This is a genomic window from Citrobacter sp. Cb028 (assembly GCF_030336705.1).
Taxonomy (GTDB): domain Bacteria; phylum Pseudomonadota; class Gammaproteobacteria; order Enterobacterales; family Enterobacteriaceae; genus Citrobacter; species Citrobacter braakii.
Window position 1 is genome coordinate 144,002 of record NZ_JAOWCZ010000035.1, and the last position, 16,564, is coordinate 160,565.

General features: G+C 51.1%; 13 protein-coding genes. 6 read left to right on the forward strand and 7 right to left on the reverse strand.

Annotated elements, in window-relative coordinates; genetic code table 11:
- Positions 1-290 precede the first annotated feature (290 nt).
- On the reverse strand, positions 291-494 hold the full coding sequence (locus OGV75_RS19545) for a YfgG family protein (RefSeq protein ID WP_049041558.1): 204 nt from the start codon (positions 492-494) through the stop codon (positions 291-293).
- Between the two features lie 350 nt (positions 495-844).
- Here OGV75_RS19545 and OGV75_RS19550 point away from each other — a divergent pair, with 350 nt between their 5' ends.
- Positions 845-3,115, forward strand: coding sequence for a bifunctional diguanylate cyclase/phosphodiesterase (locus OGV75_RS19550; protein WP_286481082.1), 2,271 nt, complete (start codon positions 845-847; stop codon positions 3,113-3,115).
- Here the strand turns inward: OGV75_RS19550 and ppx are convergent.
- From ppx to purM, 4 genes are all read right to left on the reverse strand, one after another.
- Entirely contained in the window at positions 3,095-4,636 is a 1,542-nt protein-coding gene (gene ppx, locus OGV75_RS19555; RefSeq protein WP_286481083.1) for an exopolyphosphatase, read from the reverse strand. The two genes, OGV75_RS19550 and ppx, sit on opposite strands and share 21 nt — an antisense overlap.
- A 4-nt stretch (positions 4,637-4,640) precedes the next feature.
- Positions 4,641-6,707 (reverse strand): polyphosphate kinase 1, encoded by a 2,067-nt coding sequence (ppk1, locus tag OGV75_RS19560; RefSeq protein WP_003835119.1) that lies wholly within the window; start codon positions 6,705-6,707, stop codon positions 4,641-4,643.
- 211 nt (positions 6,708-6,918) lie between these two features.
- A complete protein-coding gene (purN, locus tag OGV75_RS19565) occupies positions 6,919-7,563 on the reverse strand; it encodes a phosphoribosylglycinamide formyltransferase (protein ID WP_286481084.1) in 645 nt (214 codons plus the stop codon).
- Complete coding sequence (gene purM / locus OGV75_RS19570; RefSeq protein WP_016157121.1) at positions 7,560-8,597, reverse strand: phosphoribosylformylglycinamidine cyclo-ligase; 1,038 nt, start codon at positions 8,595-8,597, stop codon at positions 7,560-7,562. The genes purN and purM overlap by 4 nt, the downstream gene beginning before the upstream one ends.
- A gap of 295 nt (positions 8,598-8,892) precedes the next feature.
- Between purM and OGV75_RS19575 the strand changes: the two genes are divergently transcribed.
- The 4 genes from OGV75_RS19575 to OGV75_RS19590 all read left to right on the forward strand — a co-directional run bounded on the left by OGV75_RS19575 (position 8,893) and on the right by OGV75_RS19590 (position 13,315).
- Positions 8,893-10,323 (forward strand): 6-phospho-beta-glucosidase, encoded by a 1,431-nt coding sequence (locus OGV75_RS19575; RefSeq protein WP_109018231.1) that lies wholly within the window; start codon positions 8,893-8,895, stop codon positions 10,321-10,323.
- A gap of 183 nt (positions 10,324-10,506) precedes the next feature.
- Positions 10,507-11,133: a uracil phosphoribosyltransferase gene (upp, locus tag OGV75_RS19580; RefSeq protein WP_003835110.1), complete on the forward strand. Its 627-nt coding sequence runs from the start codon at positions 10,507-10,509 to the stop codon at positions 11,131-11,133.
- Positions 11,134-11,228: 95 nt separating this feature from the next.
- Complete coding sequence (uraA, locus tag OGV75_RS19585; RefSeq protein WP_047358228.1) at positions 11,229-12,518, forward strand: uracil permease; 1,290 nt, start codon at positions 11,229-11,231, stop codon at positions 12,516-12,518.
- A gap of 95 nt (positions 12,519-12,613) precedes the next feature.
- On the forward strand, positions 12,614-13,315 hold the full coding sequence (locus OGV75_RS19590) for a DnaA inactivator Hda (protein ID WP_200049399.1): 702 nt from the start codon (positions 12,614-12,616) through the stop codon (positions 13,313-13,315).
- Between the two features lie 35 nt (positions 13,316-13,350).
- Here OGV75_RS19590 and arsC read toward each other — a convergent pair whose 3' ends face one another.
- Positions 13,351-13,710, reverse strand: a complete 360-nt coding sequence (arsC, locus tag OGV75_RS19595; protein WP_046275209.1) for an arsenate reductase (glutaredoxin) — start codon at positions 13,708-13,710, stop codon at positions 13,351-13,353.
- An 87-nt stretch (positions 13,711-13,797) separates the two neighbouring features.
- Positions 13,798-15,261 (reverse strand): beta-barrel assembly-enhancing protease, encoded by a 1,464-nt coding sequence (gene bepA, locus OGV75_RS19600; protein WP_016157117.1) that lies wholly within the window; start codon positions 15,259-15,261, stop codon positions 13,798-13,800.
- A 226-nt stretch (positions 15,262-15,487) separates the two neighbouring features.
- On the opposite strand from bepA, the gene OGV75_RS19605 reads away from it, so the two are divergent.
- Complete coding sequence (locus OGV75_RS19605; RefSeq protein ID WP_016153975.1) at positions 15,488-16,552, forward strand: AI-2E family transporter; 1,065 nt, start codon at positions 15,488-15,490, stop codon at positions 16,550-16,552.
- Positions 16,553-16,564 lie beyond the last annotated feature (12 nt).

Sequence of the window (16,564 nt, forward strand, 5' to 3'; positions counted from 1 at the left end):
GTGATATTTTCTAGCGATATTAATTAGCGTCTATTTGAGCGCAGTGTCTCTTTTTTATATCCAGTACACTGGAACGTAAAAAAATCAGCGCGAATGGCGCGGTGAAGTGGGATTAAAAGATGGTGTATTTGTGCGAAAAACACGGTTGATTATCCGATATATCAGCACGTGTGGGCGGGCAAGACTACGTCAAGTTTCATCACTCAAATCCCTTACCGGATGGTTAAATGTCAGGCGATTAGCCATCCGGTAAGGAATCTTAATGCTGGGGGTATCCTCGGCGCGAGCGATCAGCGTACGTCAGTTTGTGCAGGAGATGCCTGTTGCGGCAGGGTGATCTGCTGAGTTTCTTTTTTGTTCTGGTGGTGGTGCCACGCACCTATGGCGGAGTAGACGAAGCGTCCGAAGAAGAAAAGAAAGCTGATAAGCAGTACGATCCGGATCATGCGACTGTTAAATCGGTGTCGTTTGCGTAGGCTGGTAACCTGGCTCACAAAAGGTTCCTTGTAGTGTACCCAACTGAGGGCGATAGTCACATTAAGGCATACTGTGAGGGAATGGTCAATTTTTCGTTATGTAAAATTGCTTCAGTTGTTTTATCTATTTATGTTATGGAAATTAATATTATTATTTGCATTAATAATGGGATAACGATAAAAAACCATGAAAAGAGTAATAATTGATTAATGAGGGACTTATTTATTGATGTGTATCAAGCATCACCCTTTGCTGACAACTAAAATTGATGAGTCATTTTAATGTATTTAACTTTATCGTTTTAACGTCAGGTGGGATGCCTGTCCGAATACCCCCTGCAGGATGTGCGGGATTCTACTGAGCATCTATGAAACTCAATAAAAATTATATTGGTATTAGAGATAGATGGTGGGCGTTACCTCTCATCTTGCCTTCCTTGCTGTTGCCTATATTGAGCACTGCTAACACCTATGCCCATATTAGTACCGGGAACGTAATTCTTTTCTACCTGCCTTTAGCGCTGATGATTAGCCTGATGTTGTTTTTTGGCTGGGCGGCATTACCAGGAATTATCATTTCCATCATCTGGTACAAATATCCGCAGGTTGGGTTATTTGAAATGCTCTCAATAATTTCGCACTTTATAGTTACGATAGTGCTCAGTTGGGGAGGGTATAAAGTTTTTGCTCCCCGGCGGAATAACGTTTCTTACGGTGACTCCCACCTGATGTTTCAGCACATGTTTTGGCAGGTTTTCTGCCCGGCAACGCTGTTTCTGCTATTCTTCCATTTCGCCGCGTTTGTGGGCGTCTATGAGAGCAAATCCGGCATGGTGGGCGTTATGCCCCTTAATACCGGCACGTTGATCAACTATCAGGCCATGCTGGCCGGGAATCTGGTTGGGGTTCCACTGTGCTACTTTATAATTCGCACGATTCGTAATCCTTTGTATATCAGAGGCTATTTATCTCAATTAAAGCAGCAGTTTGATACCAAAGTTACCAAAACAGAGTTTGCGGTCTGGCTGATTATATTGACCATACTAATGACATTGTTGTGTATGCCGCTAGATGAGAAAAGCTCAATATTTAGCACGAATTATACCTTGTCACTGATGCTGCCCGTCATGCTATGGGGAGCAATGCGTTACGGTTATAAATTTATTTCGTTAATATGGATGCTCGTACTCATTACAGCAATTCATTATTATCAACGCTATATGCCTTGGTATTCGGGTTACGATGTGCAGCTTGCCATTACCTCATCGAGTTACCTGGTTTTCTCCTTCATCGTGAATTTTATTGCCGTACTGGCAACGCGCCAGAGAATTGTCGCCAGACATTCTCATCGTCTGGCCTTCTTTGACCCCATGGTGCATATTCCGAATTTGCGCGCTTTGAACCGGGATTTGAGAAAGGCGCCATGGTCAGTGCTTTGCTTTTTGAGTGTTCCGGGTATGGAACTGCTGGTGAAAAATTATGGCATTATGCTGCGTATCCAGTACAAGCAAAAACTTGCCCAGTGGGTAAAGCCATTGCTGAAACAAGATGAGCATGTCTATCAGTTATCGGGTAATGATTTAGTTCTGCGTTTTAACACCGAGTCGCATCAGGAGCGTATTGAAGCGCTGGACAGGCATATCAAGCAGTTTCGTTTTATCTGGGATGGCATGCCTTTACAGCCGCAGGTGGGGATTAGTTTTTGCTATGTCCGTTCTCCTGTTAACCACATCTACTTGTTACTGGGGGAGTTAAGCACAATCGCCGAGCTTTCTCTGGCGACCAATGCGCCAGAGAATTTGCAGCGCCGAGGCGTGATGCACCTGCAACGTGACCTGAAAGATAAGGTTGCGATGATGAATCGTCTGCAGCTGGCGCTGGAGCACCATCGCTTTTTCCTGATGGCGCAGCCGATTTCAGGTGTGCGCGGCGATGTTTATCACGAAATTCTGCTGCGGCTAGAGGGAGATGATGGTAAAACCATCGGTCCTGACAGCTTCTTACCGGTAGCGCATGAGTTTGGATTGTCATCCAGCATCGATCTGTGGGTGATTGAAAATACGATGAAGTTTATGGCGCAGAATCGGGAAAAAATGCCCGCCCGTCGGTTTGCTATTAACTTATCTCCCACATCGGTATGCCGGGCCCGGCTTCCGCATGACATCAACCAGCTACTGATTAAGTACAAAGTTGAACCGTGGCAGCTGATTTTTGAGGTAACGGAAAGTAATGCCTTAACCAATGCGGAACAGGCGCAGGCAACGTTACTGCAGCTGCAATCATTGGGCTGTCAGATTGCGATTGATGATTTTGGTACCGGATATGCCAGCTATGCGCGGCTGAAGAATGTGAATGCCGATATCCTGAAAATTGATGGCAGCTTTATTCGCAACATCGTTTCGAATAGCCTCGACTATCAAATCGTGGCCTCTATTTGCCATCTGGCGCGGATGAAAAGAATGCTGGTGGTCGCGGAGTACGTCGAAAGCGAAGAAATACGCAGTGCGGTAATTTCGCTGGGGATTGATTACATGCAGGGGTATCTGATTGGTAAACCGCAGCCGTTGCATGAAATGCTGGAAGAACAGGTGCCAGAAGAACTGGCACCTGCTGAGAGCTTATGCGGCGATATCGGGTGAACTCTCTTCTTCAATTTTGAGACGCCAGCCGGTAACGGCTTCCCAGTATTGCTGCTCTTTTTCCAGATCGAGCAGCACCAGCGCATTCTGGCTAAACCAGTCATGCGGAAAGCGTAAGGTCCAGTGGTTGTCGTCGGTAGTTAGGGTCAGCGTCGGTGGCGTGGTGGTCGCCTGTCGCTGATTATTCAGCAGCACGCCCAGGCGCAACAGCTGAATTAACGGCAAAAACTGTTTTTTCTTGAACAGCGTAAAGCGGGGCAAATCATCCAGTTTCACCGCTTTGCGATGATATCGAACCAGGGTTGCCATCATCAGCTGTTGTTCCTGATTGAAACCCGGTAAATCGCTGTTTTGGAGGATATACGCCGAGTGGCGATGTAAACCGCTGTGGTTGATGTTCAGCCCAACCTCATGCAGCATCGCCGCCCAGCGCAGCAACGCTTCCAGTTGTGGATTGGCCAGCTTTGGCTGCTGCGTATGCCACTGATCGTACATTTGCATCGTCGTTTCCAGTACGCGCCGGGCCTGTTCGCTGTCGATGTTGTACTGGTTCGCCAGGCTGCTCGCAGTACGGCTGCGAACGTCCTGGTGGCGAAAACGACCTTCCATCTCATACAGCACGCCTTCGCGTAGTGCACCATCAGAAAGGCGGAGTTCGCGGATAGCCAGTGCGTCAAAAACGCCGCACAGAATCGCGAGTCCCGGCACAAACACCGCTTTTCGTTCTTCAGACAGCCCCGGCAGGCTGAGCGCATCGAATGACGCATGCTTCAGCACTTCGGTTCGCAGTTTGTCCAGGCGTTCGGGGGTGATAAAACCATCTTTCTCACCCATCTCCAGCAGCACTTCGTGTGCCGCTTTAATCGTGCCCGACGCGCCCAGCGCAACGTTCCAGCCCTGAATGCGAAACTGCCAGGTTAAGGTTTCAAGCTTTTGCGCTGCCGCCATGCGCGCACGCTGGAAGTTTTCCCGACTAATAGCGCCGCCCGGGAAATACATCTGAGCAAAACTGACGCAGCCCATACGACGACTTTCCACCAATTTGGGCTCGAAATCTTCGCCGATCACCAGTTCTGTTGAACCACCGCCGATATCAATAACCAGCTTACGACCCTTTTCCGGCTGGGTGTGCTCCACGCCCATAAAAATCAGTCGGGCTTCTTCATTACCGGAAATAATCTCAATCGGGTAGGGGATAACTTTTTCTGCTCGCTTGAGAAACTCGGTCGCATTTAGCGCCTGACGCAAAGTATGGGTTCCCACGATGCATACACTTGATGGGGGAAAGCCCTGCAGACGTTCGGCGAACAGCGACAGGCAGCTTAATCCGCGCTCCATTGCCTCTTCGCTCAGCTTGTTATCTTCGCCGAGGCCATCCGCCAGATGAACGCGCTGTTTCAGTCGCCCGATAATCTGCATTGCGCCATCAACCACGCGGGCAATGACCATATGGAAACTGTTTGAACCAAGGTCGACCGCAGCAAATTCCTGCGGTCGTGGAGTCTTGTCGTGTATTGGCATAGCGTTAGTCAGGTTGCTCGAGTGATTTGATGTAGTCGTATATCGCCAATTGTGACTGAACCTTACGGCGGTTTCCGCGCGGTACGTAGCGATTACTGAGTTCTTTATCGATGAAGCGAGCCTTCACCGTGTCGCTGAACAGGATATCGATAATATCCAGCACCCGTTGCTTAAGACGCGGGTCCAGCAGCGGTGTGGCGACTTCGATGCGATAGTCGATATTCCTGGTCATCCAGTCTGCGGAGGAGAGGTATACCTGCTTGTCGCCACCGTTTTCGAAGATATAAACCCGGTCGTGTTCAAGGTAGCGGTCAACTATGCTTATCACGCGAATATTGTCGCTAATGCCTTCCAGATTCGGAATCAAAGAGCACATACCCCGAATCAATAAATTGACTGGCACGCCTGAGCTTGAGGCCGCATAGAGACGATCAACCAGGCCTTTATCGACCAGGTTATTCAGTTTTAGGGTGATACCGGAAGGCTGTCCTTGCTGCGCGTTGGCGATTTCTTTGTCAATCATCGCGTACAGCAAACGGCGCGAGTTCTGCGGAGAAACCAGCAGATAATCGAACGTCACCGGGCGATACGGGTTCTCGATGAAGTTGAACACCCGACGAACCTCGTTGGTAATGCGTGAGTCGGCGGTAAGTAACGAGTAGTCGGTATAGAGACGCGCCGTTTTTTCGTTGAAGTTCCCCGTCCCGATATGTGCATAGCGCACAACTTCATCACCTTCTTTACGCGAGATAAGGAACAATTTGGCGTGAATTTTCAGGCCCGGCGCGGAGAAGATAACGTGAACGCCTGCCTCGGTAAGACGCTTGGCCCAATGAATGTTGGCTTCTTCATCAAAGCGAGCCTGCAACTCCACCACCACGGTGACTTTCTTACCGTTGTGCGCAGCATGGATCATCGAATCAATGATGCGCGAGTCTTTGGCCACACGGTAGATGTTGATTTTTATCGCCAGCACGCTCGGGTCGAAAGAGGCCTGGCGCAACAGTTCAAGAACGTGCTCAAAAGTGTGATACGGATAATATAGCAGCACGTCGCGTTCGCGAACGGCGTCAAAGCCGTTACGAAACTTCTCGTTATCGAACCAGATATGGCGCAAACGCGGTAGCGGTTTGTTCACCAGGTTAGCTTTGCCAACGTTGGGGAAATTAATAAAGTCTTTGAAGTTATGGTAACGCCCGCCAGGAACAATCGAGTCGTAGCGAGAAATCGTCAGCTTTTCACGCAGTACCTCGACCAGCGCATTGGGCATGTCGCGCTGATAGACAAAACGTACAGGCTCTGCGGTCAGACGCTGTTTCAGACTGGACGACATCAGCTCCATCAGGCTCGATTCCATCTCGTGCACCAAATCGTATTCGGCGTCGCGAGTCATTTTCATCGAATAGGCGTTCAGCGCATCGTAATCAAAGAACCCTTTGAAAATGTCGTCAAGGCAGTAGCGTAAAATGTTGTCCAGCAGGATCATCGGTTTGCGACGGCGCGGGGTTTCCGGCGGTAGATTCACAAAACGGGGAACCTTGTCGGAAGGGATTTCCAGCAGCGCGTAGCGGATCGTATCGCCGCGGATAATTTCCACCGCCAGATAGGTGTAGTCATCTTTCAGAAACTGAACTAAATCCGTCTCGCGGTTGATCAGGATCGGTGTAATGTGCTGGCGAAGATATTGTTTGAAGTAGTGGCGTAACCAGCTCTGTTGATTGACCGACAACTGACGTTCATTGATAAGGAAAATCTGGTTGCGCGCCATCTCCAGCAGCAACTCGTTGTACAGGCCGTCAAATTCCTGATCGGCTTTTAATACGCGGGCCTGGATTTTACCTAACAGATGGCGGGAGTGAGAGTTTGAACCCTGTTCTTCGCTAATAATGATTCGGCGTTTCAGTTCGGCAAAACGAACCTTATAAAACTCGTCGAGATTATTGGAATAGATGCCTAAGAAACGCATCCGTTCGATCAACGGGTTTGACTTATCAGCAGCTTCCTGGAGTACACGTTCGTTGAACGCTAACCAGCTGAGTTCTTTCTCGATGTATAGCTTTTCCTGACCCATTACCACTTTTACTCCGTTTCATTCACGGGACACTACCGATTTATTATGGCGAGCATTGCTCTCAGATGTCCAACAGTGCCAGAAAAATATGACAATAAACCGTCTGATAGGAAAGAGAAAGGGGGGAGCGTAGATGAATACCGGAGATGTTAACCGGAAAAGGTATTTATGCCTGTAAACCGGATGGTGAGATCCGGTTTACAGGTTGATTTTATTCTTCGTCGGCGGCGTAGCCTTGTGGCGGCAGACGAACGCCGTCCAGCCATGCTGCGTTATCACGCATTTTCAGGCGACCATCAGTAAACCAGCTTACCACCAGCGGGTAAATGGTATGTTCCTGGGCCTGGACTCGTGCCGTGACATCATTTTCGCTGTCGCCTTCAAATACCGGAACCTTGGCCTGGAGAATAACCGGTCCGCCGTCCAGTTCATCGGTGACGAAATGGACGGAGGTGCCATGCTCTTCATCGCCGTTTTCCAGAACCTGACGGTGCGTGTGCAGGCCAGGATACTTCGGCAATAAAGACGGGTGGATATTCAGCAATCGTTCAGAATAGTGAGCAACAAACGTCGGACTTAGAATGCGCATATAACCGGCCAGCACCACGAGATCGGGGGCATAAGCGTCGATCTCTTGTATCAGTTGCTGGTCGAATGCTTCGCGACTGGCAAACTGGGCGGCTTCCAGCGAGTGTGCAGGAATATTCGCTTCGCGTGCGCGCTCAAGGCCGAACGCATCGGCCTTGTTACTGAATACTGCACGTATGGTGCCATTGATTTTATTCTGTTCGCAGGCATCGATTATCGCCTGCAAATTGCTTCCGTTGCCGGAAATGAGCACCACAATGTTTTTCATTCAATGACCACACGCTGTTCGGAATCAGAAGCTTTGATGATACCGATTTTCCATGCGTTTTCACCTTTCTCATTGAGCAAAGCAAGGGCGTTGTCCACTTCAGAAGCTGGCAGGGCGATAACCATGCCTACGCCGCAGTTAAAGGTACGATACATCTCATGCTGGCTGACGTTACCCGCCGTTTGCAGCCAGTTGAAGACGGCTGGCCACTGCCATGAAGATTCGTCGATCACAGCCTGCGTGTTATCTGGCAGAACGCGTGGAATATTTTCCCAGAAACCACCACCGGTCAGGTGGGCAATGGCATGCACATCAACCTTCTCAATCAGTTCCAGAATGGACTTGACATAAATGCGGGTCGGGGCCAGTAAGTGATCGGCCAGCGGCTTGCCTTCAAGCTCGGTGGTTTCCGGGTCACAACCGCTGACTTCAACAATTTTGCGCACCAGAGAGTAGCCGTTGGAGTGCGGACCGCTGGAGCCGAGTGCAATCAGTACGTCGCCGTCAGCCACTTTTGAACCGTCGATGATCTCTGATTTTTCGACGACGCCAACGCAGAAGCCTGCCACGTCGTAATCTTCGCCGTGGTACATCCCCGGCATTTCAGCCGTTTCCCCGCCGACAAGCGCACAGCCAGACTGCAGACAGCCTTCGGCAATACCGTTAATGACGCTGGCTGCGGTATCCACATCCAGTTTGCCGGTAGCATAGTAGTCGAGGAAAAACAGCGGCTCAGCGCCCTGAACCACGAGGTCGTTGACGCACATTGCGACGAGGTCAATGCCGATAGTGTCGTGGCGTTTCAGATCCATCGCCAGACGCAGTTTTGTGCCGACGCCATCAGTGCCGGAAACCAGTACCGGTTCACGATATTTTTGCGGCAATGCGCACAGCGCACCGAAGCCACCCAGACCACCCATAACTTCCGGACGACGAGTTTTCTTTACTACGCCTTTGATTCGATCAACCAGAGCATTACCTGCATCAATATCAACACCGGCATCTTTGTAGCTAAGAGAGGTTTTATCGGTCACTGCCTGCTTCCCCACATGTTTACTTGCAGTAAAAGTTAAATTCGGCGCAATTCTAACAGGGAAAGCAAACGTTTGCGAGCCTGCTCTGCATCAAGTTTTATGTGCTGATTTTTTCAGCATTTTACAATCATTTATCTATTTGTTTGAACTGCGCCACGAAAATGAAACCGGGTACAGTCTTGTGCTTGAAACCTGTCTGCTGAATACACAGTATCGTACTGAAACCGGTTTCTGTTTTCTGTTGCGGACTTCATCAACAGCGTTTTGCACAGAGTAATCACGATAGGGGAAGGGTATGTCAGGATTTAAAGCAGATTTCATGTGGGGTGGTGCCGTAGCCGCTCATCAACTGGAAGGTGGCTGGCAGGAAGGTGGAAAAGGAATTAGCGTTGCCGATGTCATGACGGCGGGGGCGCATGGCGTGGCGCGTGAAATCACTGACGGTGTGATTGCCGGTAAAAACTACCCTAACCACGACGCCATCGATTTTTATCACCGCTATAAAGACGACATTAAACTGTTTGCCGAAATGGGGTTTAAATGTTTTCGTACTTCGATTGCCTGGACGCGTATTTTCCCTTTAGGCGACGAAGCGCAACCCAATGAGGCTGGCCTGCAGTTCTATGATGACCTGTTTGACGAATGCCTGAAATATGGCATTGAACCGGTGATTACGTTGTCGCATTTCGAGATGCCATACCATCTGGTGACGCAATATGGCGGCTGGCGCAACCGCAAACTTATCGATTTCTTTGTCCGTTTTGCCGCAGTGGTTTTTACCCGTTACCAGCACAAAGTGAAGTACTGGATGACGTTTAATGAAATTAACAACCAGGCAAATTATCACGAAGACTTCGCGCCTTTTACTAACTCTGGCCTGAAATACCAGCCCGGTGAAGACCGCGAGCCGGTTATGTACCAGGCGGCGCACTATGAACTGGTGGCAAGCGCGCTGGCGGTAAAGGCTGCGCGTGAGATTAACCCTGCATTGCAGATAGGGTGCATGATTGCCATGTGTCCTATCTATCCACTGACCTGCGCGCCGGACGATATGATGATGGCGATGAACGCCATGCACCGGCGTTACTGGTTTACCGATGTCCATGTGCGCGGCAAATACCCGCGGCATCTTCTCAACTACTTTGCCCGGCGTGGCTTTGATCTTGATATCACTGAGGAAGACCGTCAGGCGCTGACTGAGGGTTGTGTCGATTACATCGGCTTTAGCTACTATATGTCTTTCGCAACGCAGGCCACGGCAGACAACCCACAGTTGGACTACGACGAGTCGAAAAGCCTGGTTTCCAACCCGTACGTGCAGAAATCGGACTGGGGCTGGCAGATTGATCCCGTTGGTCTGCGCTATTCGCTGAACTGGTTCTGGGATCATTACCAACTGCCGCTGTTTATCGTCGAAAACGGCTTTGGTGCGATTGACGTGCAGCAGGCCGACGGCTCGGTAGATGATTCCTATCGTATTGACTATATGGCCGCACATATCAGCGAAATGAAAAAAGCGGTAGTGGAAGATGGCGTGGACCTGATGGGCTATACCCCGTGGGGCTGCATTGATTTAGTCTCGGCCGGGACGGGGGAGATGAAAAAACGCTACGGCTTTATCTATGTTGATAAAAATAATGACGGAAGCGGAACGTTAGCACGCTCGCCGAAGAAATCTTTTTCATGGTATCAAAACGTTATCCAGACCAATGCTGAATATCTATAAAATTCATAGTATTGACAGCCAGCCCCGCCAATAATGCGGGGCTTGTTTTATACTCATCATCCAGACGCAAACGACTTTGGTTGATCCATATCAAGCGTATCCAGTGTTGCGCCAGAGACGAAAAGCGGTATAATCCGGCGATTTTTTTTGTGGTTGCCACTCGTCTGAGGAAAGGAGAAGAGTATGAAGATCGTGGAAGTCAAACACCCACTCGTCAAACACAAGCTGGGACTGATGCGTGAAAACGACATCAGCACTAAACGCTTTCGTGAACTCGCCTCGGAAGTTGGCAGCCTGCTGACTTATGAAGCAACCGCTGGTCTGGAAACCGAAAAGGTGACCATTGAAGGCTGGAACGGTCCGGTTGAAGTTGACCAAATCAAAGGTAAAAAAATCACCGTTGTGCCAATCCTGCGTGCGGGCCTGGGCATGATGGAAGGCGTACTGGAAAACGTTCCGAGCGCGCGTATCAGCGTGGTTGGTATGTACCGTAACGAAGAAACGCTGGAGCCGGTTCCGTACTTCCAGAAGCTGGTATCTAACATCGATGAGCGTATGGCGCTGATCGTTGACCCGATGCTGGCAACCGGCGGTTCCGTTATCGCCACCATCGACCTGCTGAAAAATGCAGGCTGCACCAGCATTAAAGTGCTGGTCCTGGTTGCGGCACCAGAAGGTATCGCGGCACTGGAAAAAGCGCACCCGGATGTTGAGCTGTACACGGCCTCCATCGATCAGGGGTTGAACGAGCACGGATACATTATTCCGGGGCTCGGCGATGCCGGCGATAAGATTTTTGGTACCAAGTAAACGAATAAGTGAAAAGAAGCCGACTTTAAGAGTCGGCTTTTTTTTGAATATAACAACCCAAGGCTAATAACAAACAACACTCAGAGGAAAACACTATGACGCGCCGTGCTATCGGGGTGAGTGAAAGACCGCCGCTTTTACAGACAATCCCGCTTAGTTTGCAGCACCTGTTCGCTATGTTTGGCGCAACGGTTCTGGTGCCAGTCCTGTTCCACATCAACCCGGCTACCGTTCTGCTGTTTAACGGCATTGGTACGTTGCTGTATCTCTTTATCTGTAAAGGTAAAATTCCTGCGTATTTGGGTTCCAGCTTCGCATTCATTTCCCCGGTACTGCTGTTGCTGCCGTTAGGGTATGAAGTGGCGCTGGGTGGTTTCATTATGTGCGGCGTTCTGTTCTGCCTGGTTTCTTTCATCGTTAAGAAAGCAGGAACCGGCTGGCTGGATGTCATGTTCCCTCCTGCGGCGATGGGAGCAATCGTTGCCGTCATCGGTCTGGAGCTGGCTGGCGTCGCTGCGGGCATGGCGGGGTTACTGCCAGCAGAGGGGCAATTACCGGATTCAAAAACCATCATCATCTCAATGGTGACGCTGGCGGTTACGGTATTTGGCTCTGTACTGTTCCGCGGTTTTATGGCGATTATCCCGATTCTGATTGGGGTGCTGGCCGGCTACGCGCTCTCCTTCGTGATGGGGGTCGTGGACACCACGCCGATTGCGCAGGCCCACTGGTTTGCTCTGCCAACGTTCTACACGCCGCGCTTTGAATGGGTTGCCATTCTGACCATCCTGCCGGCGGCGCTGGTGGTCATCGCTGAACACGTTGGACACCTGGTGGTAACGGCGAATATCGTGAAAAAAGATTTGATTCGCGATCCTGGCCTGCATCGTTCTATGTTTGCCAACGGCCTGTCTACGGTTATCTCTGGTTTCTTCGGCTCTACGCCGAACACCACGTACGGCGAAAACATTGGCGTAATGGCGATTACTCGTGTTTACAGTACCTGGGTTATCGGCGGCGCGGCAATTTTTGCCATTCTGCTCTCCTGCGTGGGCAAACTGGCGGCGGCGATCCAAATCATTCCGCTGCCGGTCATGGGGGGCGTATCGCTGCTGCTGTACGGCGTGATTGGTGCTTCCGGTATTCGCGTACTGATCGAGTCAAAAGTTGATTACAACAAGGCGCAAAACCTGATCCTGACCTCGGTTATTTTGATCATCGGCGTGAGTGGTGCGAAAGTTCACATTGGTGCCGCTGAGCTGAAAGGCATGGCGCTGGCGACCATTGTTGGCGTTTGTCTGAGCCTGATTTTCAAAGTTATCAGCCTGCTGCGTCCGGAAGAAGTCGTGCTTGACGCGGAAGATGCCGACAGTACGCAACAGTAAATCTCTTACCGGGTGGCGATGCTGCCCGGTTCTATCACGACGTATTTCTGTGTTAAACTCAACGCGATTTTATGAAATCCTGGGTTGAGGTATCTCTGAACACACCGGCACAGCTCTCTTTGCCACTTTATCTTCCTGACGACGAAACTTTCGCAAGTTTCTGGCCGGGGGATAACTCCTCTTTACTGGCTGCACTGCAAAACGTGCTGCGTCAGGACCATAGCGGGTATATTTATCTCTGGTCGCGTGAAGGCGCTGGCCGTAGTCATTTGCTGCATGCAGCCTGTGCGGAACTGTCCGCGCGCGGCGATGCGGTAGGCTATGTGCCGCTCGACAAGCGTACCTGGTTCGTCCCCGAGGTGCTCGACGGTATGGAGCATTTATCGCTGGTATGCATCGATAACATCGAATGTGTGGCCGGGGATTCGCTGTGGGAAATGGCGATCTTTGATCTCTACAACCGCATCCTGGAGTCGGGGAAAACGCGTCTGCTGATCACCGGCGATCGCCCGCCAAGACAGCTGAATCTGGGGTTGCCGGATCTCGCCTCGCGCCTGGACTGGGGACAAATCTACAAGCTGCAGCCGCTTTCCGATGAAGATAAGCTGCAGGCGTTGCAATTACGCGCCAGACTTCGTGGGTTTGAACTGCCGGAAGATGTGGGACGCTTCCTGCTCAAGCGTCTGGATCGAGAAATGCGTACGCTGTTTATGACGTTGGATCAGCTTGATCATGCATCGATCACCGCCCAGCGTAAGCTGACCATTCCATTCGTAAAAGAGATACTGAAGCTGTAAGCGCCGCAGCCGAAGAGACTGCGGCAGGTTTCAGGTTAACCGATGATTTCCAGTACCTGCTCCGGCGGGCGTCCAATTCGCGCCTGGCCTTTGGCAACCACAATCGGGCGCTCCATCAATTTCGGGTTTTCCACCATTGCCTGAATCAGCGCATCTTCACTCAGATTTACGTCCGCCAGATTAAGTGACTTATAGAGATCTTCTTTCTGGCGCATCAGCTCGCGCGCGCTGGACATGCCCAGCATCTGCAGCAATTCACGCAGGGTTGTGGCGTCAGCCGGGGTTTCCAGATACAACACCACTTCCGGGTCCACACCGTTAGACTTCAGTAACTCCAGCGTTTCACGGCTCTTGGAGCAGCGTGGGTTATGGTAGATTTTAATCGCGTCTGACATGACTTCTCCTTGCATAACAATCCTGCCGGATGGCGACCAAAAGACCTTATCTGGCCTACATATCGCCATCCGGCAAGTGTTCGATAATTACATTTTCGTATACGGTTTAAAGCGCTCTTGCAGTTGGCGTAGCTGGTCGATACGGGCATCGTATCTGGCCTGCTGCTGGCTACCCAGCTTGACCTGTGAGCTTGCGCTGCTGAGCATCGAAATCGCCTGATCCAGACGTCCTGCGAGGGCATACCCTTCCGCGCGGGCTGCCAGTTCCTGATCACGGTTGTTCAGGTTGGCTTCCGTTTGCGCTAACAGATCCCAGCCGTTAGGGTCGTCCTTATGGTTAAACGTATAGCGATTCAGGATGGTCGCTGCCTCTTTGGCTTGCCCGGCCTGTAAATACGCATTTGCCAGGTTGAGCTGCAGTACCGGGTTGGTGCGCAGGTCGCGGGCGTTTTTCAACCGATTAATGGCATCGCTGGTTTTCTTCTGGCCGAGATCGATATCCGTTGCCAGGTCGAGGTACCAGGCATTGTTAGCATCTGCCGCCAGCAGCGGTTGCAGTGCTTTACGTGCCTCGTCATATTTACTGGCCTCCATTGCCTGCAATGCCCGGCCATACTGCGCCGCACGTTGCTCACGTATGTTGCCTTTCGACCAGTTACTCAGTAGGTCATCGGTCAACTGGTTGCGACCAGAGTTGTACATGCCTAAGGTGCGTGCCTTGGCCAGATAAAAATCTTCTGAAGACTGGACGACAGCCGGACGCATTTGGTTGGCGCGGTTACGGGCATCCGACAGACGGCTTTCTGGCAGGGGGTGAGTCAGCAAAATTTCTGGTGGACGCGAAGAGTAACGGGCCTGATCGAGCAATTTTTCCAGAAACGTCGGCATGGCCTGGGGATCGAATCCCGAGCGTTGCAGTACCTGAATACCGATGCGGTCTGCTTCCTGTTCGTTTTGCTGCGTAAAGCTAATCATCCCCTGACGTGTACCCGCCAGCGTACCGGTCAGCGCCGCCATACCCGCCTGTGGGCTGGCCATCGCCAATAAAATTGACCCTAACGCACCCACCCACGTTAGCGGCGCGCTACGTTTCTGGTCTTCCATTGCGCGCGCCAGGTGACGCTGCGTAACGTGGGAAATTTCGTGCGCCATAACCGATGCCAGTTGGCTTTCGTTATCGGAATAGCGGAACAGTGCGGAGTGCAAAACAACGTTGCCGCCAAAGAAAGCAAAGGCGTTGATTTCATCGTTGTTAATCAAAAAGAAGGTGAAGGGCGTTTTTACCGAGTCGGCGTGCGAGACCAGACGCATCCCCAGCGCATTAATGTATTGCGTCAGCAACGGATCGTTAATTAATGGCGCACTGCCGCGCAGTTGGCGTACATAATAATCGCCCATCTGCATTTCCTGTCCTATGGAAAGCGTACTCCCTGCCGAGGTTCCCATATCAGGCAGGGTGTCCGCGGTTTCTGCAAATGCGGGCGCAACCTGACCGATGGTCAGTGCAGCAATGAGGGTAGCAACCAGGTTTTTTTTCAACTGCCTGAACATAACCTCTGTCCTGTATTCTTTTTTGAGATAGCCATTTGACCAATGCCGTGAAGTATCGTTCACACTCCGCAAGCTTAGGGAGTGTAACTGCGAAACCTGACGATGAACACCCAGGAAAAATGTCTTTTCACTTTGCGTAATCCGCTATAAAAAGCGAAGTCTTTTTTGTGACATTTCGATACAATTCGGGATCGCAATCCCGCTATTGGATTCATGGAAGGGTTTTATGCTCGAAATGTTGATGCAATGGTATCGCCGCCGCTTTAGCGACCCCGAAGCCATCGCCTTGCTGATTATTCTGGTTGCCGGTTTTGGCATCCTGTTCTTTTTTAGCGGTCTTTTGGCGCCGCTGCTGGTCGCCATTGTGCTGGCGTACCTGCTCGAATGGCCGACAGTACGGCTGGAACATATTGGTTGTTCACGGCGTTGGGCGACATCGATTGTTTTGGTGGTGTTTGTCGGTATTTTGCTGCTGATGGCGTTTGTGGTAATGCCCGTTGCATGGCAACAGGGGATCTACCTGATCCGCGATATGCCCGGCATGCTCAATAAATTGTCTGATTTTGCCGCCACCTTACCGCGGCGTTATCCGGCGCTGATGGATGCGGGCATTATTGATGCGATGGCGGAGAATATGCGCTCGCGAATGCTCACCATGGGCGATTCGGTGGTGAAATATTCGCTAGCTTCACTGGTCGGATTGCTGACGCTGGCGGTCTATCTGATTCTCGTCCCGTTGATGGTGTTCTTCCTGATCAAAGATAAAGGACAAATGCTGAACGCTGTGCGTCGGGTGCTGCCGCGTAATCGCGGACTGGCGGGGCAGGTGTGGAAAGAGATGAACCAGCAAATCACCAACTATATCCGCGGCAAGGTGCTGGAAATGGTGGTGGTTGGCGTGGCGACCTGGCTCGGCTTCCTGCTGTTTGGCCTCAACTATTCGCTGCTGCTTGCGGTGCTGGTAGGCTTCTCCGTGCTGATCCCGTATATCGGCGCTTTCGTGGTCACTATTCCGGTGGTTGGCGTGGCATTGTTCCAGTTCGGGCTTGGCACCGAGTTCTGGAGCTGTTTTGCCGTATACCTGATAATCCAGGCGCTGGACGGTAATTTGCTGGTGCCGGTGCTGTTCTCCGAGGCGGTAAATCTGCATCCGCTGGTGATTATTCTCTCAGTGGTGATATTCGGCGGCCTGTGGGGATTCTGGGGCGTATTCTTTGCTATTCCTCTGGCGACGTTAATCAAAGCGGTAATGCATGCCTGGCCGGATGGTCAGGTCGTTGATGAACCCTAATCTGTTTGCTCC